Source organism: Pseudoduganella sp. OTU4001, from assembly GCF_038440195.1.
Lineage (GTDB): Bacteria > Pseudomonadota > Gammaproteobacteria > Burkholderiales > Burkholderiaceae_D > Rugamonas.
The window spans coordinates 1-24,157 of the sequence record NZ_JASATG010000002.1 but is presented as its reverse complement, the minus strand read 5'-3'; the positions used below and the strand labels follow the sequence as shown (position 1 = coordinate 24,157).

The following is a 24,157-nucleotide window of genomic DNA, read 5'->3' as shown; positions in this document are numbered from 1 at the left end:
TTATGCGGCGGCGCTCAGCCGCCGTGTTGCCGCGCTGCGGCGCTCTTCATTCTTCATGGTTTCGCGCATGGTCTGCTGCACGAAATCCAGGTGGTGGTGCGCCGCACTTCCCGCGCGGTCCATGCGCCGCTCGCGCACCGCTTCCCAGATCGCGCGATGCTGCTCGCGCAGCTGCGCCCACAGCTCGGGGCGCGCATTCAGGTATTCCAGGTTGCTCTGTACATGCCCCTCCATCACCTTGTGCAGGCTGGAGCTCAGGTGTCCGATCATCACGTTGTGCGACGCTTCCGCAATCGCTTGGTGGAACTCCACATCGGTGACGATGCACCTTTCCAGGTCGCGCGCCTCGTACGCTTGCTCCAGCGCCTCGTAGCAGCTGCGGATACGCTCGAAATCCTCCACGGTTCCGCGTTCGGCCGCCAGCTGCGCCGCCTGGCCTTCCAGCATGTGGCGGAACTCCAGCATATCGCCATGGATATCGGGATGGTCCTTCAACATCTGCTGCCAAGGGTCGGTGAACGCAGCCTGCATGGAATCGGTGACAAAAGTGCCGCCGCCATGGCGCGTGACCAGCAAGCCCTTGGCCACCAGCGCCTGCAGGGCGCCGCGCAGGGAAGGGCGCGATACGCCCAGTTCCACCGCCAGCTCGCGTTCGGCCGGCAGGCGGTCGCCGGGTTTCAGCGAGCCTTCGAGGATACGGGTTTCCAGTTCGGTGGCGACGACGTCGGACAGGCGTTGGGCGGATGGCATGGTGTAGATTGGCTTGGTGGTAAGACCACGGGATGCTACCACAATTGACCATTCCGCGCGCCGTGGTCTATATTGCAACGCATGCTTGGTTCCCTGATTTTTTCGATCGCCGTCGCCGCCAGCGTGAACGGCATTGGCTACCCGACTGCCGCGGCAGCGCTGGAGGCGCTCAAGGCGCGCGCCGACGTGACCATCACGGTGCAGGATGGCTGGACCGTTGCGGACGACAAGGCCAACGGCACGCTGTGGTCGTTCACGCAGGCGGGCCATGCGGCCCATCCGGCGGTGGTGCGGCGCACAGTGGTCAATGTCGATGGCCAGCCGTCGATCCGCATGACTACCCTGTGCCAGGGCGCGCGCGAGGCTTGCGATGCGCTGACGGATGAATTCCGGCGTGTGAATACGGCTTTGCAGCAGGCGCTGGGAGCGCCCAAGGCTTCCACCGCAGCGCCGTGGAGCCCGACGGCTTCACAAAAGGCGCGGGTGGAGGAGTTGAGCAAGGCCTACTTTGCCGACAAGGATGCGCAGCGCTACCGCGAGGCGTGGGCGCGACTGGGCTCGGCGGCGCAGCAGCAATCGAGCTTCGATGAGTGGCGCCGGGCTGCAGCGGGAACCGCGGCGAAAGCCGGCGCGGCCCTGCAGCGCGAGGTGAAGAAGGTGACGATCTACCGCAGCGCGCATAGCGGGGCGGCGGGTACGTATGCGGCGGTGGATTTCACCGGGCGCTTCGCCAATGCCGATACTTATTGCGGCTACCTGGTGTGGAGCGAGCAGGCGGACGGCAGCTTCCTGCTGGTGCGGGAGGAGGAGAACTATATCTACAAGGCGACCGAGGCGCAGCTGACGCCTGAGCAGCGCGCCAAGATGCTGGGCGTGTACCGCTGCGTGGAATGAGCTATTTCGCGGCTTGCGCGCGCAGGGCTTCCAGGGTGCGCGGCAGGCTGCGCTTGCTCATCATGTCGACGATCCAGCCGAAGCCGAATGGCACCGGGCCGGGATCGGCGTAGACGTGGTATTCGACCAGGGTTTTGCCGCCTTCCGGCTTGAACAGCCAGTAGCCGGTGGTGTCGGCGATGGTGTCGGCTTGCGGCAGGCCGCTGGGAACCAGGCGCCAGCTTAGCCGGCATTGCGTGGCGTCGGTCTGCGGCTCCAGCCGCAGGCGGTATTTCTTTTCCTGGCCCAGGGGCAGGTCGAGGGTCAGGTCGACCAGTACATAGCCATCGCCGGCGCCCACGGTTTGCGCGCTTTTGGTGTTGGGCATGTAGGCGGCGTAGGAGGCGTAGTCCTGCACCAGCGCGCACAGGCGCGGTACCGGGGCGGGCACCAGGGTCCAGGCGGTGAAGGCTTTGCCGGGCAGGCCGGGGCTGGCGGCTGGCGCCACCTGCACGGCCCCGCTTGCGAGCAGCGCGGCGGCGGCCGAGGCGAGGGCGCGGGTCATTTCTTGAGCGCGAGGGTGATGACGGTGCCGGTCAGGTCGATGCCCCGGATCGAGATGCTGCCGAACGACGGACCGCCCGGCGCCGAGCCGCGCACGCGGATGTTGTTGAAATTGATCTCGCCGATCGTGGTCGGCAAATTCAGTGTCAGCGAGCCATCCGGATTGATGGTGGTGGCGGCCCGGTTCGGCGCGTACACGACATTGTGGATGCTGGCATCCGAATCGAGCACGCCCAGCACCGGGTTGACCAGCTTGGCCAGGTCGCCGATCACCTCCACCCCATTGTGTTTGAGCTGGTCGCGCACCTGCCGCACCAGTTCATCGTCCAGCCCCTGCGCCGACACCGCATCCAGCTCGCCTTCGGCCAGGGGCCGCAGCGCCGGCACGCTGACTGCGGCGGGCGCTACGGCGACCGCCTCGGCGGCGTAGGCTTCCAGCGGGGCGAAGATGGCGCCGATCAGTGCCGCCGCCATCCGCACGCGGCGCTGCTTGCGCAGGATGTCCTGCACATGCTGGTGCGTCACCAGGTTCCACTCGGCGAAAATCTCGCCCAGGCGCTGGCCGGTTTCGCGCTGCTGTTCGATGGCGCTGCGCAGTTGTTCTTCGGTGACCAGCTTGTGCTTGACCAGCAGCTGGCCAAACAGCTGCGCCGGATGTTCGGGTCTATACCATGCCATGTTTTTCTCCATGATTGGCGAGATCGGAAGGCGTCATGCCGAACCAGCGTTTGCAGGCCCGGTAGAACGCGCTAGGTTCGGAAAAGCCCAACTGGAAGCTGAGCATCTTCAGCGACAGTTCGCCTGCTTCCAGGGATTGCCGCGCCAGCGCACGGCGCGTATCGTCCACCAGGGCGGAAAAGCTGGTGCCTTCTTCCGCCAGGCGGCGTTGCAAGGTGCGCTCGCTCATTGCCAGCAGGCCCGCCACCGCATCGCGATGCGGCGGGCCTTTCGGCAGCAGCGAGGCCAGGATCTCCTGCACGCGTGCCGTGAACGCCGGCGGATGCGCCTCCGCCAGCTGCGCCAGCACCGTCCCACCGGCCGCAGCGCCGGCTTGCGGCATGCCGCCGTTCGGCAGCGCCGCCACCATGTCGGAATCGGAAAACTCCATCACATTGTGCGGCCGGTTGAAATGCACCGGGCAGCCGAAAGTGGCGTGGAAGAAGGCGGCATTGGCCGGCTCCGGGAACGCATATTCCACCATCACCGGCACCGCGTCGTCGCGGCCCGACGCGCAGCGCAAGGTGCGCAGCAGCACGCACCATACAAAGTCGTAGCGCTGGCGCGGCACCGTGCGATGCATGCCGGGCAGCAGGATGCCGACCCGCGTATGGCCGTGGCAGCGCTCGATCGTGCTTTGCACGGTGGGCGACAGCAGCATGATGTGCCCCATCACGCCCAGCCAGCCGAGGCGGTGCGGCGTCGACACTTTCAGGCCGATCAGCGGATCGCCCGAATGCTCGACCAGCAGTTCCCACAGGTGGCTAAGCTTGTCGGACAGCGTCAGCGCATCGCAGGCGATGCCGTCGCCTTCGTCCAGGCCGGCCTGCGCGAACAGGTCCTCCGCCTGCACGCCCGAATGCAGCAAGCGCGATTTGACACCGCGCACCAGGTGAAGAGCCGAAGAGTAGCTCATGGCCCAGGCTCCCGGTCAGGGCGTCACCGCGCTGCGCAGGCGCATGCCGATGCGCTGCTGCAGTTCCTGCAGCTTGGGGTCCATCACGGCGCGCGTGTCGGCGGCCACGCTTTCCCCCAGCTTCTTCTGCAGCTCCGGCACCATCGATTCGAATTTTTTCTTCACCGGCGATTCCAGGATGGCGATGATCTGGCGCAGTTCGTCTTCGCTGAAGCGTTCGGCCAGCAGCGGCGCCACGGTGGTGCCGACCAGCTTCTGCGCGCTGGCCTGGGCCAGCGGCTTGTTGTCGTCCATGAACTTGCGGGCATCGCCCACGATGTCCTTCAGCGCCGCGTCGCGCTTCTCCGGCGACACGCGGCCTTGCAGCACGGCGCGCGCCTGCTGCACCGCATCGCCGACCGGCGCCTGCAGCATCGATTCGCCGATGGTTTCGGGGTGCCACAGCTGCAGCACGCGGTTCACCAGTTCCTGTTTGGCCGGTGGCACGGTGGATGCCTGGGCGGTGCCGCCGATGGCCAGGGCGGCGATCACGATCGCGATTTTTCTCATGGTTTTGCGCTCCTAGAAACGTTCAATAAGACTCAGCCCGACGTAGCGGACCTTGATATCGCCGGAGACATCCTGGCCGGCATAGGGGTTGTAAATAATGTTGAGGAATTTGCTGCTGTTCATGTTGTCCGACGCTTCGGCCGGGGCATTGAAGCGGCCCTGCATATAGGTGCCGGTCACGTTCAGCTCGAATTTCTTGTTGATGCGCCAGCTCAGGCCCGCGCTCAGCAGCCTGGTGTCGGGCAGCGGAGCGATCAGGTCGATCTTGTTGTAGGGGACGGACGTCTTGCGCGGCTCGTAGCCAAAGCGCAGCGCCATGCCATCGAAGGGGAACAGCTGCAGCCCGTAGCCCATATTCAGCACGCTTTTGTAGCCGCGCGGGATCTTCAGCCGCGTGGCGTCCGGGATGCCGTACAGGCGCGCCACTTCCAGCAGCTTGATGCTCTGGTCGAATTCAAAAGTCAGCTGGTTCCAGTCGCTCCAGCGCGCATAGCTGGCGTCCACATTCAGCTGCACATAGCGCAGCGGCTTGAACTTGAGGCCGACCTGCAGGTGGGCTGGGAAGGGGATGCTGGCCGACATATTGCCGTGCTGCGTTGCCGGGATCGAGGTCGGCATGCCCAGCACCGCACCGGCCACAGGGCCGAACAGGCTGGAATTCAGGCCTTTGACGAAGTTGCGCAGCATCGGCTCGGTGTCGAAGGTGTAATGGCCGGTGTAGCGCGTCTTCGAACCGCCCTGGTAGACCGCGCCGAGCGCGAACCAGGGCCTGGGTTCCCACAGTACGCCCAGGTTCAGCGTCGGGTCGACCGGCGCCGTCATCTCGAGCCGCATGGCCGCCGCCTTCTTGAAGGGATTGACCATGCCTTCCTTGCCGCCGCCGCACAGGCCAAAGCCGAAGGTGTCGATGATGTTGCCGCCATCCTCCGGGCACCAGCCCGATTGCAGTTTGCCGAAAATGCCCAGCAGCTCGTTGGGAAAGCGCATATGCGTATCGACCACGAAGGCCGAGTGCGCGATCGGCACGGCGGCGCCGAAGCGCAGCGTTTCCGAATATTTGTAGCCGAACGAGGGCGAGGCATACACCAGCCGCTGCAGCTGGATCTGGCGGCCATCGAAGCGGCCCGGATCATTCGGGTCCGTGGTGCGGTCAATACTGATCGCCTGCGCCATGTAGGAGTTGGTGGCGAAGGTCCAGGGCGAGCCGGGATTGTTCCAGGCGAAGCCCAGGCTGGGCACGATCACGCCCGGCAGGCGCCAGCCCGGCATGCCGTAGCCCGGCACGTACATGGTCTGGCGCATCGGGCCGGTGCTGGTGCCGTTGACCGGGTCGTCCTTCCAGCCGCCGATGTCGAAGCCGTCCGGCTGGCGGAAACTGGCGCGGGCGCGGATCGAGGCGCCGAAGGCGGAATGCTGGGTGCTGTCGCCCTGCAGGCGCGCCAGGCCGGCCGGGTTGAAATGCACCGAGTCGATGCCGGGCGGATCGGCGGTGACGGCGTTGCCCAGCGCCATGGCCACCACGCTGGTGGTCAGGTTCTCTACCAGCGCGGCATGCGCGGGCAGCACGGAAGACAGCGCGGCGGCACATGCCGCCAGGCGGAGCGGGCTTCGCATGGCCGCCCCGTCAGAAGGCCAGCGGCAGGTTCATGCCGACCGAGAAGTTGGGCGAGTCGCTGGTGAGGCCAATGCCGACCGACAGGTTGACGGTCTGCTTGGGCGACACGCGGTAGCCCAGGCCGAAGTTCAGCAGCGCCGAGGTCTGCGTGTTGGTGCGCACGTTCAATCCATCGGCGAAGCGCAGCTTGGCGCCCTGCGCGATCGCGCCCTGGAACGACATGGTGGTCGAGATGCCGTACGACAGCGCATAGGCGAAACCCATGCCGAAGCCGAACTGGGTGCCCGGTGCGACGCGGTTCAGCACGCGCGTGCCGTTGGTCTGGTGCAGGTCCTTGGCCGGCGCGCTGGCGGTCAGCGACATGGAGCCGAACAGCGCCACCGGATCGACGATGCGGTTGACGTTGACGCCGGCCGACAGCGAAGCGACGCCGCTGCCGGTTGCCTCGCCGCTGCCGGCGATGATCTTGAACGGGCTGCGGCCGGTGGGCAGGCGCAGGTTGCTGGTGAGGGTAATGCCGGCTGCATCGCGCCGTGCTTCCCAGGGCTGGAAGCGGGCGCCCAGCGTGACGTCGCCCAGCGAGTAGGAGGTGTGGTTGCCGCCGCGCGCCTCGGCGAATTTCGCGATCACCGGCAGCGTGACATTGGCGGTCAGGTTATCCAGCACGCCGTAGTCGGCGGACACGGTGTTGGTGACGATATGGGCCGAGACGTTTTCGATCTCGAACAGGGTCAGGCCCTCGGCCGTGATGTCGGTGACGATCTTCTCCTGCCCGATATAGCTGTAGTTCAGGTCATAGGTGAATTGCGATTTGCCTTTGCGGATCAGCGAGTACTGCTTGTCGATGGCGGTCAGGGTCTCTTTCAGCAGGGCGCTCTGGTCGCCTTCACCTTCTTTTTTGGCCAGCGCTTCGCGCGCCGCAGCTGCCGTGTTCTCCTGTGCGCCGGCGGTAGAGTGAAGCAGTACCAGCGCTGCGGCAAGCCGCAGTGTTACGTATTTCATGCTCAGTTCCTTATTGTCGATGCATCCAGGTACGGCCCGCGCCCGAATTGACGGCGCGTTCCAGCAGCTGCGTAGTGTTGTTGAAGGGATCCAGCTGGCCACGGTTGGTCACGCGGTCCATGTCGACCACGCCCAGTTCCAGGTCATTCAGCGCCAGTTGTGCCGGCGCTTTCTGTCCGGCGGGCGCGGACAGGATGAAGAGGGTGTTCTTGTCCCACAGGCGGGCGAATTCTGCGACCGAGAAGGCCAGGTTGCCGGCGGAGGGGTCGGCGATGAAGACCACGCCGTCGCGCACCCCGCGCAGCACCACGAAGTGCTTGGCGCCGGCGTAATCGATCGGCACGATGGCCGGCTCTTCCAGCGTCAGCAAGTCCTTCACTTCGGCGCGGTAGCCGGCGGCGGGCACGTTGAGCGAGGCCGCGTAGCGCTTCATGTCCAGCAGCGAGAAGCCGCGCCGCTCGATGATCTTTTCCTTCTCGCCCTTTTCCAGCATGCCTTCCATGGCCTGCTGCTCGGTGACGTCGATCCCCAGGTGGAATTTGAGGATGGTGACCAGCGCCGCCGAACCGCAGCTGTAGTCGTAGGCCTGGCGCACGATGTGGCGGTACTTCAGCTCCGAGAACGGTTCCATGGTGACCGCCTGCGAGTAGGCGCCGCCGCCCAGCATGGTTTGCGGCATCTCGAACTGGCCCTTGGGGCGGTCCTGGACTTCATGGCGGGAGAGGGCGGCGGAACCGCCGATCAGGGCGGCCAGAACGCCCATTAACAGCATCAGCATGGCAGCTCCCGATCGCTGGGGTAAGCGCTGCCCTTGCGCGTCGCACGCGCGTCGAAACCTGCTCCCATGGTGTCTCCAAATTTATGCGGACGAACGTTCGTCCTTGCTCTTTTATTACTTTTATTTACGCACGTTTCACGCAGCCGGGGCTCCAAAAAGATTAGATGCACACCTCTACTTCGCGCACGAAAACTTATGCTAAAGCGTGCAACAGTCTGCATCAAGCGTGCAACAGCGCTCTTCCTCTATGTGGCTCGCAAGGCCAAGCGTTTGGCCTGCACGGTCAGTGCGAAACGCTAGACCCTTGGGATTTCGGCCACATATCATAAATTTAATTAATATTGAAACAATATTAAGACGGCGCTTCGCCGCTCCGGGCCCACCAGGCCTGGCCGCCGGCAAGGGGGCGCACAGGAGAAAACCACTACACATTCAACGGAGATAAACGCTATGAAACGTATTGCCACCGCAGTTGCTGTCGCCCTGTCCACCCTGGCCCTGTCGGCTTCCGCCATGACCCCGATCAAAGACGCAGACCTGAGCGCCGTTACCGGCCAGGACGGCGTGTCGATCGGCGCCAACCTGAACATCAAAGTCGATTCCTTCGTCTACACCGACACCGATGCGCTGGATGCCAATGGTCTGGGCGGCGGTTCGGTGAGCTTCAACCAGATCAAGGTCAATGGCCTGATCGCTGCATCGATCGACATCTTGTCGCGCGCTTCCTTCCTGCAGGCTGCCGGCGCTGCCGGTGTGACCAACCCAGGCACCTTCTACAATGCTGCCACCGGCGGCGACGTGGTGCAGATCGCGATCCCGGCCGACGTGCAGGTCGCTGCCGGCAAACTGCTGAACATCTCGGTCGATTCGATCAAGATGGGCAACAGCAATGCGTCCTACGGTTCGATGGCGATCAACCAGCTGGACATGCGCGGCACCCAGGTGTGGATCTGGGCACACTAATCCGCAATTGATGGAATCCCGTCTCTTTGCGGCCGCTTTGGCGGCCGCCTTTTTCTCCGCGCCGGCTTGCGCGCAGTTGCGTCCCATGAGCGACGACGATCTGTCGCGCGCACGGGGGCAGGGGCTGCTCGCGATCAGCAACAGCTCGCGCAACGGCTTCGACTTCACGCGCATTGCGCTGGATGCCGATGTGGCGCTGAATGCGAGCCTGCGCAATATCCGCCTGGGCGACTACCGTTTCCCCGTGCGCGAAGGGATGGGCGCGGATATCGATATGCCGCTGCTGCACTTCGGCGTCAACGGCGGTACGGTTGCGATTACCAATCCCTATTTCGAAGTTGTGTACCGCGACAGCGAAGTGGTGGGCATGCGCATGGGTTTTGATTCGATCAGCGGCGATGTGGGGCTGAAGGTGAATAGCCTGTCGGGCTCCCTGCTGGTGAGCGGGTATGACAGCACCGGCAAGCCGGTAACGCTGGATTCGCGCAACGATACGGGCGGTGGCAAGCGCTGGGATGGCGCTACCTCATTGGTCGGCGTGCGCGCCGGCGATGGCTCGGGGCCTAGCCGTGATTTCTGGATTTCCGTGCTGAAGACGGGCGTGCAGTTCGAGGCGCCCAGCGGCACGGCGCAAGTACCGGACGCCGCGCAGGCCGGCGTCTGGCTTAACTGGCGCGACAAGCTGGTGTCGCTGGCGGCCTTGCCCGCCGCACCCGTGCCACCTGTCACGCCGATCGCGCCCGTCGCCCCCGCGCCGACGCCAGCCGCGCCGACGCTGGCGCCCGCGATGCCGGCGGTGCGCTGATGCTGCGCGCTCGCATCGGCCATGCCGTCCGCCAGCCAGCCGCAACGGCGCTGGCCCTGGCGCTAGCCCTGGCGCTGCCACCGGCATCCGCCAACGGCCTGCGGCCCCTTCCTGACAGCGCCTTGTCCGAAGTGCGAGGCCGCGACGGCGTCAGCTTCGACCTGAGCGGCTACCGCATGCAAGGCGACCTGCGCGTCACCTACATCCGCCCGGACGGCGCCAGCATCTGGGCCGCCAATCCCAGCGCCTCGCGCAGCGACAGCGCGCAGCCATTTTCCGACCCATACCGCTTCGACATCGTACGCAGCCCGCAAGGCCTGGCCGACATCGCCCAATTCTCCCTGCCGAAAAACCTCAACGGCGAACAGAAATGGCAGCTGGCCTACGACTTCGGCGTGAACGCCGACGGCATCGAACGCAATGGCGGCGCCGTCGTCGTGAGCGACCTCGCCTTGTACGGCGGCGGATGGCAATTCTCCACGCCACGCACGCAAGACGGCCTGGCTTTCGGCGCCGCGCTGCGCATGGAGATCGGCCAATGGTCGCTACGCCCCAACGGCCGCAGCAACACCGACGGCATGCTGGCGCTGGACAACATCCGCATCGGCGCCACCGACGATGCCGGCAACTTCACCGGCCAGCCCTGGGTGGTTGCCGACGTCGCGCGCCAGCCCGCCGTGGTCAACGCACTGGCCGACGCCAGCGGCCCGCGCCTGCACCTCGGCATCGGCACCCCCGACGCGCAATACGGCAGCGGCCAGGCCCCCAGCGGCGGCATCGAGATCGGTCGGATCAGCTTCAGCTCGCCCAGCGGCAATGTCGACCTGGGCTCCTCGCGCATCGGCAATATCCAGATCAACTACCTCGACATCAAATTCAGGCCATGAAAAGACTCGCCGCCACGCTGCTGCTTTGGCCCGTCTTGCTGCAGGCGGCGCCGCCCAAAACGCTGGAAGACAGCGAGCTATCGAGCGTGAATGCGCGCGACGGCATCAGCTTCGCCGCCCACGTGGTGCTGAACGACCCCACCCTGGCCGGCGCCGTTACCGACAGCCGGTTCTCGCTCGGCTTCCACGACGGCGGGGAGCCGCGCTACATCGTGCTGCGCAATGTGCGCGGCACGGTCGACATGTTCGCCATCGGCATCAACGTCAAACCGCGCCCCGACGGCGGCGGCGACTACATCGCGATCACCTTGCCGTCGCATATGCGCTTTACCGATTTCGGCTTTGAATCGATGAGCGTCCAGAACGACCGCAACGCCGCCATCACGGGCAATCTTGGCAGCGTGAACATCAACGGCAGTTTGCAGATGCAGGGCGAATTTCGCATGTGGTCACATTAAAAGGGCGGCTGGTGCGGTAATATTTCCGCATGAACCCCATTTCCGCCCTGTTGCTGGCACTCTTTACCATTGGTTCGGTGCACGCCGACCCGCTGGTCGTACTGGTCGATACCAGCACGGAAATGCCGCTGGCCGATATCCGCCAGGGCGAGCTGCGGGGCGGCATCCACCGCGACCTGGCCACGGCGCTGGCGCGCAAGTTGAACCGCCAGCTGGAGCTGCAAGTCCTGCCGCGCAAGCGCATCGCCATGGCGCTGGAATCGGGGCAGGGCGACCTGCTGTGCATGTACCTGCCCGAATGGCTGCCCGGCCATTTCCAGTGGACCCAGCCCTTCTTCCCGCAAACGGAACTGCTGGTTACAGCGCTCAGCGCCCCCGCACCGCAGGCCCTGTCCGACCTGGCCGGCCAGCAGGTGGGCACCGTGCTTGGCTACAGCTACCCCGAACTGGAAGCCGCGCTGGGCGTGCGATTCCGGCGCACCGACGTCAGCTCGAACGTCATCAACCTGCGCAAGCTGTCCGCCGGACGCATCCCGCACGTGGCGACCATCAAGACTTTTTACGACTACCAGTTACGCAAAGGCGAGAAGCTGAACGCTCATCCGCCGCTGGTGATCAAGCAATACCTGACGCGCTGCGCCCTGTCGCCCAATAGCAGCGTGGCGCTGGCCGATGTCGACAGCGCCATTGCGCAACTGGTCGGCGAAGGGGCCATCGGCAAGATCCTGTCTAACTATCAATAAGAATAGGTAGATCGGTTAATATTCCTGCATGAAGGCGATCTACATATTCCTATTTGCCGTCCTGGCTGCCGGGGCGGCCCGCGCAGAACAAGTGGTGGTGCTGGTAGCGAATAGCGTCGCCATGCCGATGGCCGACATCCGTGATGGCAAACTACGGGCCGGCATCCACCTCGACCTGGGCAAGGCTCTGGCGCAGAAGCTGCGCCGCGAGCTGGTGATCGAAGTCATGCCGCGCAAGCGGCTGGCGCAAACCCTGGAGTCGGGACGCGCCGATATCCTGTGCACCTACCAGCCCGATTGGCTGGAAGGCCGCCACATATGGACCCAGCCTTTTTTCCCGCAGTCCGATCTGCTGGTGACGACTTCCAGCGCGCCGCGCCCGCACGCCATTGCCGACGTGCGCGACCGCCCGGTGGGCACGGTACTCGGCTTCGCCTATCCGGAAATGGACCGCGCGCTGGGCGCCGGCTTCGTGCGTTCCGATGCGCAGTCGCAGGTCGCCAACCTGGATAAGTTCAGGCTGGGGCGCGTGCAGCACATGATTATCGATAAGGCTTTCTATGACTACCAGGTGCGGCTCGGACTCAAGGCCGGCGCCCACCCGCCGCTGGTCGTAAAGTACCAGCTCACGCGCTGCGCCGTATCCGCACGCAGCAAGGTGCCGCTGGCGGAAATCGAAACCGCCATCAACCAGCTGGTGCGCGAAGGCGCCATTACCAAAATCCTCTCCAACTACCAATAAGCACATGCTCAAGAAAATTGCCCTGGCCGCCTTGCTGGCCCATGCCACCGTCCATGCAGCGCCAGTCAGCGAGGCCGCCACCGCCACCGCCCGCCATGCGCGCCAAGCCTACGGGGAAAAAGTGATCGGCAGCCTGGCCACCATGGTCAGCTTCAACACCGTGGCAGATCCCAAGGTGCCGTTCGAAAAGAACCCGCAGCACATCGGCTTCAAGCGCTTCATCAAGGAGGAAGCGGCGCGCCTGGGCCTGGACTATGCGGACCACGGCTACATCATGATTGTCGGACTGGGGCAAGGCAAGGAACGCGTCGGCGTGATCACCCACGGCGATGTGCAGCCGGTTGACCCGGGCAAATGGAAGCAGTCGCCGTTCAAGCTTGACCGCACCAGCGAACCGGGTCTGCTATTGGGCCGCGGTACTGAAGACGACAAAGGCCCGATCGCCACCGCCATGTACGCGATGAAGGCGATCAAGGACCGCAAGGTGGCGCTGAAGAAGCGCATCGAACTGTATATCTACATGGCCGAGGAATCGGACTGGTCGCCGCTGGAAGCCTTCCTGAAAAACCATACGCCGCCGCAAACCAATATCACCATCGACGCCGAGTATCCGGCGGTGACGGCGGAGAAGGGCTGGGGCGGCATGCGCGTGACCATGCCGGACATGGGCGCCGCGCCGGGCAGCACGCCGCTGGTGGCACACTTCACCGGCGGTTTCTTCGACAGCCAGATCCCGGAAGACGCGCGCGCCGACATCGACAATGCCGACGCCGCGCTGGAAGCGGCCATCCGCGCCCGCGCCGCGCAGCAGCAGGGCATGAGCTACAAGTACGCCTGGTCGGGCCAGCGCCTGACCGTAACCGCCAAGGGCCTGGCGGCGCATTCCTCCAAGCCGCAGGAAGGCGTGAACGCAATCGCCATGCTGGCCGATGCACTGGCGGTGCAGCGCTGGCGCAGCAGCCAGGCCGGCCTGATGGTCGATTTCGTCAACGACATGATCGGCACCGGCCTGGAAGGTGAGAAATTCGGCAAGATTGCCTATCGCGACGATTTCATGGGCCCGATGACGGTGTCGCCGACCACGCTGAAAGCGACCGATAAGGGCCTGGTCCTCGGCATCAACCTGCGCCGCCCGCGCGGAAAAACAACAGCTGAGCTGACGGCGGAAATCAATGCTGCTTTCGAGGCATGGAAGGCGCAGAACCAGGTCGGCGCAACGCTGGCCGCACAAATCACCGATCCGTGGGTGCAGGACAACGCGCCGCAATTGCCGACGCTGATGAAGGTGTTCTCCCACTACACTGGCATCAAAGACCCGCAGCCGATTGCTGTCGGTGGCGGCACCAATTCGCGCCTGTTCCCGCGTGCCGTCAGCTTCGGCCCTACCATGCCGGGCAAGGTCTACACCGGCCACTCCGAGCATGAGCACATAACGGAAAAGCAATTACTGCTCAACCTGGAAATGTACACCGCGGTCCTGGTGGAATTGGCGAAATAAAAGATTGCCGTGCGGCAGTAAAAGAAGTTACCATGGGCAACAAGGCTTTCGACACGGAAGCCTCAGCCCATGCCTGGCTGTGACACAGGCATCCTTTGAAGTGATGCCATGTTTCGCAAGCTTGTCTTCCTGACTGCATTGTCATTTTCCCTGTCGGCACAAAGTATGGATATGAGTATCCCGCCGGCGCACGTCGCCGCGCCTGCGGATGCCATCCAGCTCAGCGAGGTGCCGCGCCGCGGCGCGCTGTACCGCGTGCATCACGAAGGCAAAACCTCCTACCTGTTTGGTACCATCCACGTGGGCAAGCAGGATTTCTTCCCGCTCGAGCCTGAAGTCACCGAAGCGCTGGCCAAGTCCAGTTCACTGGTGCTGGAGCTCGACGTGCGCTCCAGCGATGCGTACTTCCGCGCGCTGGCGCGCCACGGCCAGTACCCGGCCGGGCAAACCCTGCGCGACCACCTGTCGCCGGCCGCGCTGGCGCGCCTGCAGGCCGCGCTGGACAAGGTCAAGCTGCCGCTGAAAAGCGTCGAACATTACCGGCCGTGGGTAGTGGCGAATATCCTGGTGGGGCAGGAGATTGAGAAGAGCGGCTTCAACCGCGGCATGGGAGTGGAAGGCTACCTGCTGTCGAATGCGCGCAAGAAGCCCTTGCTGGAACTGGAGAACGCGGATTACCAGCTCGGCCTGTTCGGCTCACTGGACGATGCGCAGCAGGAAGCCTACCTGCTGGAAAACATTGATGAAATCGACAGCGGCGCCGCGCTGCGCAAATCCGCCGGGCTGGTGGAAGCCTGGGGCGCCGCCGACGCGCCGCGCATTGCGGCCCTGACGCGCGAACTGACCAGCGGCGATACCGTCTCGGCCCGCTTCATGGAGCGCACCCTGCTGGGCAAGCGCAATCCCGAAATGGCCGCCAGCATCGAAGCCATCATGCGCAAGGGCGACGCCTTTATCGGCATCGGCCTGCTGCATCTGGTGGGCGACAACGGCGTGCCGGCCTTGCTGCGCCAGCACGGCTACCAGGTCGAGAAGGTTTACTAATATTTCGGGCTGGTGCTCAGCGCGCCATTCGAATAGCGGACGCTGTCGCCCACGCGATAGCTGGGCATGGCGTCGACACTGATGGTCTCCAGCGTGCCATCGGCTTTCTTCACGGTGACGCGGTAACCGCTGCCGCCGCCAGCCGCCGTGGCGCCCACCGCGCCGCCTGCCGACAGCGAGCCGGCCGGATCAATCGATTGCACCACACCATCCCAGCTGGCCACCGCCGTTGCGTTGGTCTCGCCGCTGGCTTCCATGCCTGCGGTTTTCTTGCTGCTGTCTGTAGTGCAGCCCGCCAGGGCCAGGCTCATCAGCATGATTACGGAATATTTCATACATCCTCCTTGGTTAGCCAACGCGTGCCGGGGAAGTGTACGCCGTTCCGCAATCACTCGACGCACATCAGGCGGCAGGGCGCTTGCGCAAGCTCCACAGGGCCCACATCACCGTCGCGGCGATGACCGCGGCCGACATATCGACCAGCCAGTCGTCGACCGAACCGTGGCGATAAGGGAAGAAGGATTGGACCAGTTCGTCGATGGCGCCCATGATGGCGACGCCGCATACCGCCTTCAAAGCGCGCTGCGCCGGCACGCCCTGGCAGCCGGTGAACAGCAGGAAGGTCATCACCGTATAGCCGAAGCTGTGCAGCACCAGGCCGCTGGCATACTGCGCCGCTTCCTCACGCGCGCCGGGGATGGAGCCGATGATGCAGTTGAGGGTGAACAGGGTGATGGCGCCCCAGAAGCGCAGGCGCGCATGGGCATCGCTGAGGAACAGCAGGGTCAGGAATTTTTGCATGGGTGCGAAGATACCACAGGCCGCATAAAGCGGATGCGCCGGCACGAGGCCGGCGCATCTTCTGCCACCACGCATATCTGTTGCGTGTGTCGCAGATGAAGCCATTATAGGGACGCCGTATGACCGCGCCATGACATAGCGCAAGTTTTTCAAACCTTGAAGAACGCCACCGCCTCCAGCAGGGTTTCCGACTGGCCCGCCAGTTCCTCCGCCGTGGCCGCCAGCTCCTCGGCGGCGGCGGCGTTGCGCTGGGTGGTTTCGCTGAGCTGGTTGATGGCCTGGCTGATCTGCCCCGCACCGCTGCTTTGCTCGCTCGAGGCGGCGCTGATTTCCTGCACCAGTTCCGAGGTCTTGCGGATGCCCGGCACGATCTCGTTCAAGAGCACGCCGGCTTGCTCCGCCACCGCCACGCTGTGCTGCGCCACTTCGCTGATTTCCTGCGCCGCCACCTGGCTGCGTTCGGCCAGCTTGCGCACTTCGGCGGCAACCACGGCGAAGCCCTTGCCATGCGCACCGGCACGGGCCGCTTCGATGGCGGCGTTCAATGCCAGCAGGTTGGTCTGGTAGGCGATGTCGTCGATGATGGCGATTTCCTTGGCGATCTGCCGCATCGCCGTGACGGTTTTCGCTACCGCGTCGCCACCAGCGACCGCGTAGTTGGCGACCTTCGAGGCGGTCTCGTCGGTCACGCGCGAATTTTCGTGGTTCTGGTAGATCGACGAGCTCATTTCTTCCACTGAGGCGCTGGTCTCTTCCACGCTGGCCGCCTGCTGGGTGGAGCTGGTGCTGAGCGATTGTGCGGTGGCGCTGGCCTGGCCCGCCGCGTTGGACAAGGCGTCGGCCGCCTGGCGCACGCCGGTCACTGTCGCGCGCAGGCGTTCGGCCATGTCCTGCACCATGAAGGCCAGGCTGCTGCGGTCCTCGCGCGGCAGATCCAGGCGCTGCTGCAAATCGCCTTGCGCGATTTTCGCCAGCACCTCGCACACTTCGCCCGGCTCGCCGCCGATCTGGCGCATCAGGTGGCGGCTGATGGCGTAGCCGGCCAGGATCGTCAGCAGCGTGATCACCGCGATGGAACCGGCCAATGCGTTGCGGGCGCTGCGCTGCTGCTCCAGGCGGGCCTCGATCAGTCTGGTCAACTGCTCCATCGTGCTATCGGCTGCCTTGAACTGCTGGTCGATGGCGCGCGTGGTGGCGGCGATATACTCCGCCGCCGGAAAGTCGATCACTTCCGCTACCGCGATGCGGGTACGCGCCAGCTCAGTGGCGGTGCTGGCCTGGGCGGTGGCCAGGTCGACGCTGGTTTCGAGTTTCTTTTCCAGGGCCGGGTTGGCGGCATAGGCCTTCCTGATGGTGCGCTGCATGCGCTCGCTGGCGCCGCGAGCCTTGCTCATCAGGCTGTACATGACGGCGCGGCCTTCGATGTCGATCTTGCCGGCCGCCAGGAAGCCGGCGCCGCGGGCGCGCATCTGGCCAAGGTCTTCGGCCACGCGCGGAATCTCGTAATACACGGCACGCATCAGGTAATAGCTGTCGGCATCCGGATCCAGCGCCAGGCCGGCCTGGTCCGAGATTTGTTCGATGAACAGCAGGATGTATTCGCACAGCGCGGTATGGCGCTGGTAGCTTTCGACGGTAGTCAGCGAGCGCGTGCTGACCTCGCGCGACAGGCGGGCCCAGTCCTCGCTGATTCTGGTCAGCATCTTGCGGTCCTCGCCGTTGCCTTTGGCAAGCATGCTGGACATGCCGAGCAGCAGGCGGTTGACTTCCGCCTCCTTGGCGCTGCGTTCGCTGGCCAGCTGGCCGCCGCCGACAAACGCCGCCGACAGGCCGCGGTGCTGCTGGATGGACTGTAGCATGCTGAGTGCCTGGGCGCCTGGTTTCAGGCCGGCGTGTTCGGCGATGGAAAAGGCGATGTTCTTGTTATTTTCTGTAACAAACAGGTAGGAGGGCGGAGTTACCAGGAGTAAAGCCATTAGTCCCAGCAGTGCGAAGCGCTGCCAGAGCTTTAAACGGTTCAACAGATTTGACACAAGGTTCTCCTATGGAAATATTTTTTGGCAATTCCACGGTAACTCGATTGTGCTCCTGCTTCGCATCAGGTGGTTTAAGTTGTTGGTGAATAGTAACGAACAAAAAAAAAGCCCGCTGGTTAAAGCGGGCTTAAACTATTTTCTTGGAGGAGAATAGTGGAGACATGCGCCATTATGGTGCGTTGCCGCATATCAGTCCAATTTTTGTTTTCGATAATCGTTATTCAAATTTTGTATAACTAAAGTTCTAACTATTCTTTAACTGGTACAACATAGTTTAGCGCCATGCGGCCACCATCCACGAACAGGGTCTGGCCGGTCATGTAGCTGGCGTCGTCGCTGGCGAGGAAAGCGCAGATCGAAGCGACCTCTTCCGGCTCGCCGCAACGCCCCAAAGGAGTGCGCGACAAAATGGTGCGTTTGGCTTCGGGGCTGGCCAGGACGGCCTGTTTGGCCAGTTCGGTCAGGATGGTGCCGGGGCCGATGCCGTTGACGCGGATACCGTACGGGGCCAGGTTCAGCGACATGACCTTGGTCAGCTGGTTGACGCCGCCTTTCGACACCACATATGGCACCTGGTCCGGGATTGCCAGTTCCGAGTTCACGCTTGACATATTGATAATGCAGCCGCTCTGCTGCTTGACCATTTCGCGCGCCGCGGCCTGGCCGCACAGGAACATGGATTTCAGGTTGATGCCGAGCACGCGGTCGAAATCGGCTTCCGCCAGGTCGAGGAAGCTGCATTTGTGGGTGACGCCGGCGTTGTTGACCAGGATGTCCACGCGGCCGAAGGCGGCCAGGGTGGCGGCTACCAGGGCGTCCACGTCGGCTTTCTGGCTGACGTCGGCGGCGAAGAAGCGGGCCTGGTCGCCCAACGCCTCGGCGGCTTGCGCGCCTTCCGGCTTGATGTCTACCAGCATGACCTTGGCGCCTTCGGTGATCAGGCGCTGGGCGCAGGCCAGGCCGATACCCTGGGTGGCGCCGGTGACGATGGCTACTTTATTGGTTAATTTCATTGTCGCTTCCACTTTTGGTGAGGAAGCTCATTTTAGAGGATCACCGCGTCGTTGGGCAGTTGGTTGGGGCGGGCGCCGTTGGCGGGGTAGAGGCGGGCCAACAGGGTGTTGAGCTGTTCCAGTGCCGATAGGGTGCTGGCGTGGTAGTCGCCCTGGGCGAAGCCGCTGGTCATGGTGCGGCAGATGGTTTGCCATTCGGCGTCTGCTACCTGTCTGCCGACGTGGCGGTCGGCCACGATGTCGACTTCCCTTGCTGCCAGGTTGATGTAGATGAGGACACCGCAGTTTTCTTCGGTGTCCCAGACGCCGTATTGCGCGAACAGGGCGCGGGCGCGCTGGCGGTTGGTGGTGTTGTTGAAGGCCGCGCGGGCGTCCAGGCCGGGTTCCACGATCAGGCGGATTTCGGCTCGGTGGCGCTGCTCGCCTTGCGTGATGGCTTGGGCGATTGCCTCCAGCGTGGCGGGTGGGAAGGCGCGTTTGCCGGCGGCGGTGCCGGTGGTGGCGTGGCACCAGGCGCGCTTGCAGCGGGCGAGGAACGATGCGGGCAGGGTCGTCGTCATCACCAGTCTCCCGAGGCGCCGCCGCCGTCAAAGGTGCCACCGCCGCCTCCGCTGAAGCCGCCGCCGTCGCCGCCGCCCCAACCGCCCCCGCTGCCGCCACGGCTCGCTGCGCTGATGGCGTTACCCAGCGCTGCTCCGATCAGGACACCCGTTGCATCCGAGCCCCAGCCGCCGCGCCTAAGTCCGCGCCGCCGGCTGCCGCGCATCATCGGCAGGATGATGAAGGCGCCAAACAACAGCGCCGGCAGCAGCCAGCCCGACGACCAGCCGCCACGCGCGCCAGCACCGCCGCCTGCGCCATCCGCGCCGCCTGCGCCATCCGCGCCGCCGCCCGCACCTGGGCCGTCCGCGCTGCCCCCTGCGCCGCCCGGCATGCTGCCGGAATGGCTGCCAGAGGGACCAGACGCATTGCCTGCGCCAGGAATGGCTCCAGCGCCGGCAGCTTCCGCCATCCCCGAGACACCGCCGTGTGCAGCCGTGCCGCCCTGTGCATCGGGAGCCACCGTGCCCGAGTTCTCGACCGCAGCGCCAGCCGATCCTGCAGCGCCAGTTTTACCGGGGCGGGAACCGCCTGGCGGGGCAGGCAAGTGCTCCTTATCCAGCAAAGTCGCTATCGCGCTCACGCCAGCCGCGAGCCCGCCATAGAAATCACCCTGCCGAAAGTGCGGCGCAATCACATCCTGCAAAACGCGTTTGGATTGAGCATCCGTCAGCGTCCCCTGAACACCGCGGCCCGTCTCGATCCGCAGCCTGCGCAGCGAGGAAGGATTATCCTTCGCCACCACCAGCAGCACCCCATCATCCACCCCACGCCGCCCCAGCCTCCACGCATCCGCAACGCGAATGCTGTACTGCTCGATCGCCTCCGGCGCAGTAGAACGCACCAGCAGCACCGCAATCTGGCTGCCCGTCTTGCGCTCATAATCCGCCAGCACGCCATCGAGCGCTGCGCGCTGCTGCGCCGTCAGCATGCCCGCCTGGTCGGTCACCCGCGCCGTATGGGCCGGCACCGCAGCAAAGCCGTCATCAGCCGCGCGCGCCGCGCCGGTCACCACCAGCACCAGCAGTGCAGCAATCGCCAGCCCGATCACAAGCCGCAGCCAGGGGGAGCCCGGCAACAGCGGCCAGCGGCGCGCGTGTTGGGTCAGCCCGCCGGTGCGGCGCGCCAGGTCGCGGTCCCTCAAGGGATCGCTTAAATCGTCATCGCGACTGGAACCCTTGCCGCCACCGCGTGAATGCCGTGGAGAGGTCGCCATTGCGGCTCCTTACTTCTTGTTGAAGTCCACCGTTGGAGCGGTTGAAATGGATTTTTCGTTCTCGACAGTGAAGCTGGGCTTCACCTCGTAGCCGAACATCTTCGCCGTCAGGTTGGTCGGGAAGCGCCGCGCCAGGACATTAAAGTCCTGCACCGAAGCGATATAGCGCTGGCGCGCCACCGTGATGCGGTTTTCGGTGCCCTCCAGCTGCGACTGCAGGTCGCGGAAGCTGGCATCCGCCTTCAGTTCCGGATATTTTTCAGCCACCACCATGAGACGCGACAGCGCATTGGTCAGCTCCCCCTGCGCCTGCTGGAATTTCTGCAAGGCGCCCGGGTTGTTGAGTACCTCCGGCGTCACCTGCACGCTGGTGGCCGATGCGCGCGCCCTGGTCACCGCCTCCAGCGTTTCGCGCTCGTGCGAGGCATAGCCTTTGACGGTATTGACCAGGTTCGGGATCAGGTCCGCGCGGCGCTGGTACTGGTTGACCACTTCGCCCCATTGCGCCTTGACCGCTTCGTCCTTGGCCTGGAAATCGTTGTAACCGCAGCCGGACAGGAAAACCGCTGCCAGCACACCCACTGCCAGAAAGTTTCGCATTATTCGCTCCTTGGAACGTATTATCGAAATATACACGCAATCGGGCACGGCAAGGCGCACAGTGCCGCCCGTTATAATGTAGGGTTTGCAACGCAAGAGTAAAGAGGCCCGCTGTGACATTTATCGAAAAATTATCCGCTGCGTGGGCAGCCAACGATTCCCTGCTGTGCGTTGGCCTGGACCCGGACATGGCGCGCCTGCCTGCGCAATTCCAGAATAACCCGCAAGGCATCTACCAGTTCTGCACCGAGATCATCGACGCGACCGCCGACCTGGCATGCTCCTTCAAGCCGCAGATCGCCTATTTCGCGGCACTGCGCGCGGAAGACCAGCTGGAAAAAATCTGCGCCTACGCGAAAGCGAACTACCCGCATATCCCCCTGATCCTGGATTCCAAGCGCGGCGACATCGGCGCCACCGCCAAGCAGTATGCGCGCGAGGCCTTCGACCGCTACCAGGCGGATGCGGTGACCGTGAACCCCTACATGGGCGGCGACACCATCGAGCCTTATATGGAGTGGAGCGACCGCGGCGTGATTGTCCTGTGCCGCACTTCGAACCCGGGCGGTTCGGACCTGCAGTTCCTGAAGGTCGATGGCAAGCCGCTGTACCAGTACGTGGCGAAGCTGGTGGCGGAAAAGTGGAATGCCAACGGCCAGTGCTCGCTGGTGGTCGGCGCAACCTTCCCTGAAGAACTGGCGCAGGTGCGCGCGATTGTGGGGGATATGCCGCTGCTGGTGCCGGGTATCGGCGCGCAGGGTGGGGATATTGAGGCGACCGTGAAGTCGGGCCGTACTTACAATGGCACGGGCATGATGATCAACTCGTCGCGCGCTATTCTGTATGCGGCGCCGCAGGGCGGTGAAGATTTCGCTGCGGCGGCGCGCCGCGTGGCGCAGGAGACTCGCGACGCTATTAACGCACATCGCGCTTAAAACCGGTTCTGGCGGTTTTAATAGCGCTCTGGCGCAATCATCTCGACGTAGTCGTACAGCGCGGCCAGCACTTGCTGGCCGTTTTCATCGGCTTCGGGGCCAAGGCGGTCCAGCTCCGAGAACAGCTCGTCGACCGTGCGCGCACCGCCAGCGCCTTCGTACAGGCGCGCAGCGCGGTGCTGCTCCCAATGCTCATGCTCTTCCTCGCTCAAAGTCTGCGGGAAGTTGCGGGCGCGGTAGCGGAACAGCAGCTCGCCCAAACGCTCATCCTGGAAATGCGGTGACGCAGTCGCCAGCTTGGCCGGATGCTCGCGGCGCAGCGATTCCAGCAAGCGCTTGTCGCCATTGCCGATAAAGCCGCCGTACAGGTCTTCATCCACATCCGCCGGCTCGCTGGCAGGGCGCCAGAACACCTGCTCCCAGATGGCCGACATATCCGGCCCTTCAGCCGCACGCGCCGCATGGGCACGCGCCGCTTCCAGGTCCAGCCCCCAGCGCTCGGCCAGCTCCGGCCGCAGCGTCTTCAGGTTGGATACCAGCATCGGCGACTTATTGATGTGGATGCTCTTGATCGGCAGGCGCGTCATGCCCTCCGGCATGGCGTCCGAACGGGTGAACAGGCGGATACGGATGGTCTCCGCATCGAGCGCGAACAGCTCTTGCGGGTCATACGAACAATCCCACACCAGCAGCTCATTCTTGTTGGTCGGATGCGGCGCCAGCGGCCACACCAGCGCCAGGCAGCCGCGCTCGGCCGGGAACATGCCCGACACGTGCAGGAAAGGCTGGCGCTGGTTGGCGGCCAGGTGCAGGCCGATCTCCTCCGCTACGCGGTCCTTCTTATGCAGGGCCAGGCAGAAATCGAACAGCTTCGGGTGCTTGCTGCGGATCAAGCGCGCTAGGGCGATGGTGGCGCGCACGTCGGACAGCGCATCGTGCGCCGCCTCATGCACCAGGCCGTTAGCTTTGGTTAAGTGCTCAAGTTTAAAGCTTGGCTTGCCGTTATCATTGATAGGCCACTCTATACCCTCGGGCCGGAGCGCATAGGTCATGCGCACCACGTCCAGCAAGTCCCAGCGCCCGCACTGGTTCTGCCACTCGCGCGCATAAGGGTCGATCAGGTTGCGCCAGAACAAGAAACGCGTGACTTCGTCGTCAAAACGGATTGTGTTGTAGCCTACGCCAATGGTGCCAGGCTCCGAGAAGGCCTTTTCGATCGTCGCCGCGAACTTATATTCCGGGACGCCCTGTTGCAAAGCTTGCTGCGGGGTAATGCCCGTGATCAGGCAGGCGATCGGGTCGGGCAGGAAATCGTTGGCTGGCTGGCAGAACAGCATGATCGGCTCGCCGATTTCGTTCAACTCAGCGTCGGTACGGATGGCGGCAAACTGGGCTGGGCGGTCACGGCGTGGCACGGCGCCGAAGGTTTCGTAGTCATGCCACAGGAAGGTATGGTTACTCATGGTGCAAATGTTGGTTCTCGTTATCGAATGCTGAGGCAAGGAGGACTGTTGTGTCAAATTCCATTTCCATCAATACCCGTGCTACGCCGGCGGCAGCCAGCAATGACATGGCCATTTCGGCGTCCACACGCGCCAAGTTGCAGCTGAATGTGTCGATCCTGCAGGAATCGGCCTCGGTGTCGCTGAATTCCGAGAACGACCCGCTGGCGCTGCTCTACAAGTCGGCGATCACCTCGATCAACGAACAGCTGGAGGCCGATTTCGGGCCGGATGCGATCCAGAACGCCGCCAGCCAGGACAATTCGCCGGAAGCCACGGCGGGGCGCATCGTATCACTTTCGACCGCCTTCTTCAGCGCTTTCCAGCAGCAGCACTCCGAACTGGAAGGCGACGATGCCCTCAACCGTTTCATGGAAACGATCAAGGGCGGCATCGAAAAAGGCTTCAAGGAAGCGCGCGACATCCTGCAGGGCTTGCAGGTGCTGGGCGGCGACATCGCCTCCAACATCGACAAGACTTACGAGCTGGTGCAGAAAGGCCTGGACGACTTCGTCGCCAACCAGGGCAAGAACACCTCGACTGACGAAGC

26 protein-coding genes and 1 pseudogene are annotated in these 24,157 nt (G+C 64.1%); 11 read left to right on the top strand and 16 right to left on the bottom strand.

Features of this window, described 5'->3' with window-relative positions; genetic code table 11:
• A complete protein-coding gene (locus tag AAHE99_RS02155; RefSeq protein WP_342113947.1) occupies nucleotides 1–750 on the bottom strand; it encodes an FCD domain-containing protein in 750 nt (249 codons plus the stop codon).
• A gap of 81 nt (nucleotides 751–831) precedes the next feature.
• On the opposite strand from AAHE99_RS02155, the gene AAHE99_RS02150 reads away from it, so the two are divergent.
• A complete protein-coding gene (locus AAHE99_RS02150; protein WP_342113945.1) occupies nucleotides 832–1,644 on the top strand; it encodes a DUF4019 domain-containing protein in 813 nt (270 codons plus the stop codon).
• 1 nt (nucleotide 1,645) lies between these two features.
• Here AAHE99_RS02150 and AAHE99_RS02145 read toward each other — a convergent pair whose 3' ends face one another.
• Genes AAHE99_RS02145 through AAHE99_RS02115 form a run of 7 tightly spaced genes read right to left on the bottom strand, consistent with a single transcriptional unit; the run spans nucleotide 1,646 to nucleotide 7,764 of the window.
• A complete protein-coding gene (locus AAHE99_RS02145) occupies nucleotides 1,646–2,188 on the bottom strand; it encodes an SRPBCC family protein (protein ID WP_342113943.1) in 543 nt (180 codons plus the stop codon).
• The gene (locus AAHE99_RS02140; protein WP_342113941.1) at nucleotides 2,185–2,865 is read right to left on the bottom strand and encodes a hypothetical protein; all 681 of its coding nucleotides are present in this window, start codon (nucleotides 2,863–2,865) and stop codon (nucleotides 2,185–2,187) included. Before AAHE99_RS02140 ends, AAHE99_RS02145 begins: the two co-directional genes overlap by 4 nt.
• Nucleotides 2,852–3,820, bottom strand: coding sequence for an AraC family transcriptional regulator (locus tag AAHE99_RS02135; protein ID WP_342113938.1), 969 nt, complete (start codon nucleotides 3,818–3,820; stop codon nucleotides 2,852–2,854). The genes AAHE99_RS02140 and AAHE99_RS02135 overlap by 14 nt, the downstream gene beginning before the upstream one ends.
• Nucleotides 3,821–3,835: 15 nt before the next feature.
• Complete coding sequence (locus tag AAHE99_RS02130; RefSeq protein WP_342113936.1) at nucleotides 3,836–4,369, bottom strand: DUF2059 domain-containing protein; 534 nt, start codon at nucleotides 4,367–4,369, stop codon at nucleotides 3,836–3,838.
• A gap of 12 nt (nucleotides 4,370–4,381) precedes the next feature.
• Complete coding sequence (locus tag AAHE99_RS02125) at nucleotides 4,382–5,983, bottom strand: OmpP1/FadL family transporter (RefSeq protein ID WP_342113934.1); 1,602 nt, start codon at nucleotides 5,981–5,983, stop codon at nucleotides 4,382–4,384.
• Nucleotides 5,984–5,993: 10 nt separating this feature from the next.
• A complete protein-coding gene (locus tag AAHE99_RS02120) occupies nucleotides 5,994–6,986 on the bottom strand; it encodes a transporter (RefSeq protein WP_342113932.1) in 993 nt (330 codons plus the stop codon).
• A gap of 10 nt (nucleotides 6,987–6,996) precedes the next feature.
• Nucleotides 6,997–7,764 (bottom strand): C39 family peptidase, encoded by a 768-nt coding sequence (locus AAHE99_RS02115; RefSeq protein ID WP_342113931.1) that lies wholly within the window; start codon nucleotides 7,762–7,764, stop codon nucleotides 6,997–6,999.
• Between the two features lie 450 nt (nucleotides 7,765–8,214).
• Here AAHE99_RS02115 and AAHE99_RS02110 point away from each other — a divergent pair, with 450 nt between their 5' ends.
• The 8 genes from AAHE99_RS02110 to AAHE99_RS02075 all read left to right on the top strand — a co-directional run bounded on the left by AAHE99_RS02110 (nucleotide 8,215) and on the right by AAHE99_RS02075 (nucleotide 14,904).
• Nucleotides 8,215–8,727 carry a DUF6160 family protein gene (locus AAHE99_RS02110; protein WP_342113930.1) on the top strand — a complete coding sequence of 171 codons (513 nt, stop codon included), beginning with the start codon at nucleotides 8,215–8,217 and terminating at the stop codon, nucleotides 8,725–8,727.
• An 85-nt stretch (nucleotides 8,728–8,812) separates the two neighbouring features.
• Nucleotides 8,813–9,532, top strand: a complete 720-nt coding sequence (locus AAHE99_RS02105; RefSeq protein WP_342113929.1) for a hypothetical protein — start codon at nucleotides 8,813–8,815, stop codon at nucleotides 9,530–9,532.
• Nucleotides 9,532–10,419 carry a DUF6160 family protein gene (locus AAHE99_RS02100; protein ID WP_342113927.1) on the top strand — a complete coding sequence of 296 codons (888 nt, stop codon included), beginning with the start codon at nucleotides 9,532–9,534 and terminating at the stop codon, nucleotides 10,417–10,419. The genes AAHE99_RS02105 and AAHE99_RS02100 overlap by 1 nt, the downstream gene beginning before the upstream one ends.
• Nucleotides 10,416–10,877: a hypothetical protein gene (locus AAHE99_RS02095; RefSeq protein ID WP_342113925.1), complete on the top strand. Its 462-nt coding sequence runs from the start codon at nucleotides 10,416–10,418 to the stop codon at nucleotides 10,875–10,877. Before AAHE99_RS02100 ends, AAHE99_RS02095 begins: the two co-directional genes overlap by 4 nt.
• A gap of 29 nt (nucleotides 10,878–10,906) precedes the next feature.
• Nucleotides 10,907–11,620: a substrate-binding periplasmic protein gene (locus AAHE99_RS02090; protein ID WP_342113923.1), complete on the top strand. Its 714-nt coding sequence runs from the start codon at nucleotides 10,907–10,909 to the stop codon at nucleotides 11,618–11,620.
• Between the two features lie 28 nt (nucleotides 11,621–11,648).
• The gene (locus AAHE99_RS02085; RefSeq protein ID WP_342113919.1) at nucleotides 11,649–12,362 is read left to right on the top strand and encodes a substrate-binding periplasmic protein; all 714 of its coding nucleotides are present in this window, start codon (nucleotides 11,649–11,651) and stop codon (nucleotides 12,360–12,362) included.
• 4 nt (nucleotides 12,363–12,366) lie between these two features.
• On the top strand, nucleotides 12,367–13,860 hold the full coding sequence (locus AAHE99_RS02080) for a dipeptidase (RefSeq protein WP_342113917.1): 1,494 nt from the start codon (nucleotides 12,367–12,369) through the stop codon (nucleotides 13,858–13,860).
• Nucleotides 13,861–14,025: 165 nt separating this feature from the next.
• Complete coding sequence (locus AAHE99_RS02075) at nucleotides 14,026–14,904, top strand: TraB/GumN family protein (protein WP_342113915.1); 879 nt, start codon at nucleotides 14,026–14,028, stop codon at nucleotides 14,902–14,904.
• On the opposite strand, the gene AAHE99_RS02070 is transcribed toward AAHE99_RS02075, so the two are convergent.
• From AAHE99_RS02070 to AAHE99_RS02040, 7 genes and pseudogenes are all read right to left on the bottom strand, one after another.
• Nucleotides 14,901–15,239 (bottom strand): hypothetical protein, encoded by a 339-nt coding sequence (locus tag AAHE99_RS02070; RefSeq protein ID WP_342113913.1) that lies wholly within the window; start codon nucleotides 15,237–15,239, stop codon nucleotides 14,901–14,903. The two genes, AAHE99_RS02075 and AAHE99_RS02070, sit on opposite strands and share 4 nt — an antisense overlap.
• A gap of 67 nt (nucleotides 15,240–15,306) precedes the next feature.
• Nucleotides 15,307–15,705 carry a VanZ family protein gene (locus AAHE99_RS02065; protein WP_342113911.1) on the bottom strand — a complete coding sequence of 133 codons (399 nt, stop codon included), beginning with the start codon at nucleotides 15,703–15,705 and terminating at the stop codon, nucleotides 15,307–15,309.
• 149 nt (nucleotides 15,706–15,854) lie between these two features.
• On the bottom strand, nucleotides 15,855–17,738 hold the full coding sequence (locus tag AAHE99_RS02060) for a methyl-accepting chemotaxis protein (protein ID WP_342113909.1): 1,884 nt from the start codon (nucleotides 17,736–17,738) through the stop codon (nucleotides 15,855–15,857).
• A gap of 251 nt (nucleotides 17,739–17,989) precedes the next feature.
• Entirely contained in the window at nucleotides 17,990–18,754 is a 765-nt protein-coding gene (locus AAHE99_RS02055; RefSeq protein ID WP_342113906.1) for an SDR family NAD(P)-dependent oxidoreductase, read from the bottom strand.
• Between the two features lie 32 nt (nucleotides 18,755–18,786).
• Nucleotides 18,787–19,314: a TPM domain-containing protein gene (locus AAHE99_RS02050; protein ID WP_342113904.1), complete on the bottom strand. Its 528-nt coding sequence runs from the start codon at nucleotides 19,312–19,314 to the stop codon at nucleotides 18,787–18,789.
• 604 nt (nucleotides 19,315–19,918) lie between these two features.
• Nucleotides 19,919–20,390, bottom strand: a pseudogene (locus tag AAHE99_RS26750) (TPM domain-containing protein); the annotation flags it as partial.
• Between the two features lie 189 nt (nucleotides 20,391–20,579).
• Nucleotides 20,580–21,170 carry a LemA family protein gene (locus AAHE99_RS02040; RefSeq protein ID WP_342113901.1) on the bottom strand — a complete coding sequence of 197 codons (591 nt, stop codon included), beginning with the start codon at nucleotides 21,168–21,170 and terminating at the stop codon, nucleotides 20,580–20,582.
• 113 nt (nucleotides 21,171–21,283) lie between these two features.
• On the opposite strand from AAHE99_RS02040, the gene pyrF reads away from it, so the two are divergent.
• Nucleotides 21,284–22,105, top strand: coding sequence for an orotidine-5'-phosphate decarboxylase (gene pyrF / locus AAHE99_RS02035; RefSeq protein WP_342113899.1), 822 nt, complete (start codon nucleotides 21,284–21,286; stop codon nucleotides 22,103–22,105).
• Between the two features lie 17 nt (nucleotides 22,106–22,122).
• Here pyrF and sbcB read toward each other — a convergent pair whose 3' ends face one another.
• Nucleotides 22,123–23,568 carry an exodeoxyribonuclease I gene (gene sbcB / locus AAHE99_RS02030; protein ID WP_342113897.1) on the bottom strand — a complete coding sequence of 482 codons (1,446 nt, stop codon included), beginning with the start codon at nucleotides 23,566–23,568 and terminating at the stop codon, nucleotides 22,123–22,125.
• A gap of 50 nt (nucleotides 23,569–23,618) precedes the next feature.
• Here sbcB and AAHE99_RS02025 point away from each other — a divergent pair.
• The coding region (locus AAHE99_RS02025; protein ID WP_342113895.1) for a DUF5610 domain-containing protein at nucleotides 23,619–24,157 on the top strand (539 nt) is incomplete at its 3' end.

Bases quoted from the DNA above. Each gene is read 5' to 3' on its own strand.
- AAHE99_RS02155 (WP_342113947.1), bottom strand. From the start codon at position 750: ATGCCATCCGCCCAACGCCTGTCCGACGTCGTCGCCACCGAACTGGAA.
- AAHE99_RS02150 (WP_342113945.1), top strand. From the start codon at position 832: ATGCTTGGTTCCCTGATTTTTTCGATCGCCGTCGCCGCCAGCGTGAAC.
- AAHE99_RS02145 (WP_342113943.1), bottom strand. From the start codon at position 2,188: ATGACCCGCGCCCTCGCCTCGGCCGCCGCCGCGCTGCTCGCAAGCGGG.
- AAHE99_RS02140 (WP_342113941.1), bottom strand. From the start codon at position 2,865: ATGGCATGGTATAGACCCGAACATCCGGCGCAGCTGTTTGGCCAGCTG.
- AAHE99_RS02135 (WP_342113938.1), bottom strand. From the start codon at position 3,820: ATGAGCTACTCTTCGGCTCTTCACCTGGTGCGCGGTGTCAAATCGCGC.
- AAHE99_RS02130 (WP_342113936.1), bottom strand. From the start codon at position 4,369: ATGAGAAAAATCGCGATCGTGATCGCCGCCCTGGCCATCGGCGGCACC.
- AAHE99_RS02125 (WP_342113934.1), bottom strand. From the start codon at position 5,983: ATGCGAAGCCCGCTCCGCCTGGCGGCATGTGCCGCCGCGCTGTCTTCC.
- AAHE99_RS02120 (WP_342113932.1), bottom strand. From the start codon at position 6,986: ATGAAATACGTAACACTGCGGCTTGCCGCAGCGCTGGTACTGCTTCAC.
- AAHE99_RS02115 (WP_342113931.1), bottom strand. From the start codon at position 7,764: ATGCTGATGCTGTTAATGGGCGTTCTGGCCGCCCTGATCGGCGGTTCC.
- AAHE99_RS02110 (WP_342113930.1), top strand. From the start codon at position 8,215: ATGAAACGTATTGCCACCGCAGTTGCTGTCGCCCTGTCCACCCTGGCC.
- AAHE99_RS02105 (WP_342113929.1), top strand. From the start codon at position 8,813: ATGAGCGACGACGATCTGTCGCGCGCACGGGGGCAGGGGCTGCTCGCG.
- AAHE99_RS02100 (WP_342113927.1), top strand. From the start codon at position 9,532: ATGCTGCGCGCTCGCATCGGCCATGCCGTCCGCCAGCCAGCCGCAACG.
- AAHE99_RS02095 (WP_342113925.1), top strand. From the start codon at position 10,416: ATGAAAAGACTCGCCGCCACGCTGCTGCTTTGGCCCGTCTTGCTGCAG.
- AAHE99_RS02090 (WP_342113923.1), top strand. From the start codon at position 10,907: ATGAACCCCATTTCCGCCCTGTTGCTGGCACTCTTTACCATTGGTTCG.
- AAHE99_RS02085 (WP_342113919.1), top strand. From the start codon at position 11,649: ATGAAGGCGATCTACATATTCCTATTTGCCGTCCTGGCTGCCGGGGCG.
- AAHE99_RS02080 (WP_342113917.1), top strand. From the start codon at position 12,367: ATGCTCAAGAAAATTGCCCTGGCCGCCTTGCTGGCCCATGCCACCGTC.
- AAHE99_RS02075 (WP_342113915.1), top strand. From the start codon at position 14,026: ATGGATATGAGTATCCCGCCGGCGCACGTCGCCGCGCCTGCGGATGCC.
- AAHE99_RS02070 (WP_342113913.1), bottom strand. From the start codon at position 15,239: ATGAAATATTCCGTAATCATGCTGATGAGCCTGGCCCTGGCGGGCTGC.
- AAHE99_RS02065 (WP_342113911.1), bottom strand. From the start codon at position 15,705: ATGCAAAAATTCCTGACCCTGCTGTTCCTCAGCGATGCCCATGCGCGC.
- AAHE99_RS02055 (WP_342113906.1), bottom strand. From the start codon at position 18,754: ATGAAATTAACCAATAAAGTAGCCATCGTCACCGGCGCCACCCAGGGT.
- AAHE99_RS02050 (WP_342113904.1), bottom strand. From the start codon at position 19,314: ATGACGACGACCCTGCCCGCATCGTTCCTCGCCCGCTGCAAGCGCGCC.
- AAHE99_RS02040 (WP_342113901.1), bottom strand. From the start codon at position 21,170: ATGCGAAACTTTCTGGCAGTGGGTGTGCTGGCAGCGGTTTTCCTGTCC.
- sbcB (WP_342113897.1), bottom strand. From the start codon at position 23,568: ATGAGTAACCATACCTTCCTGTGGCATGACTACGAAACCTTCGGCGCC.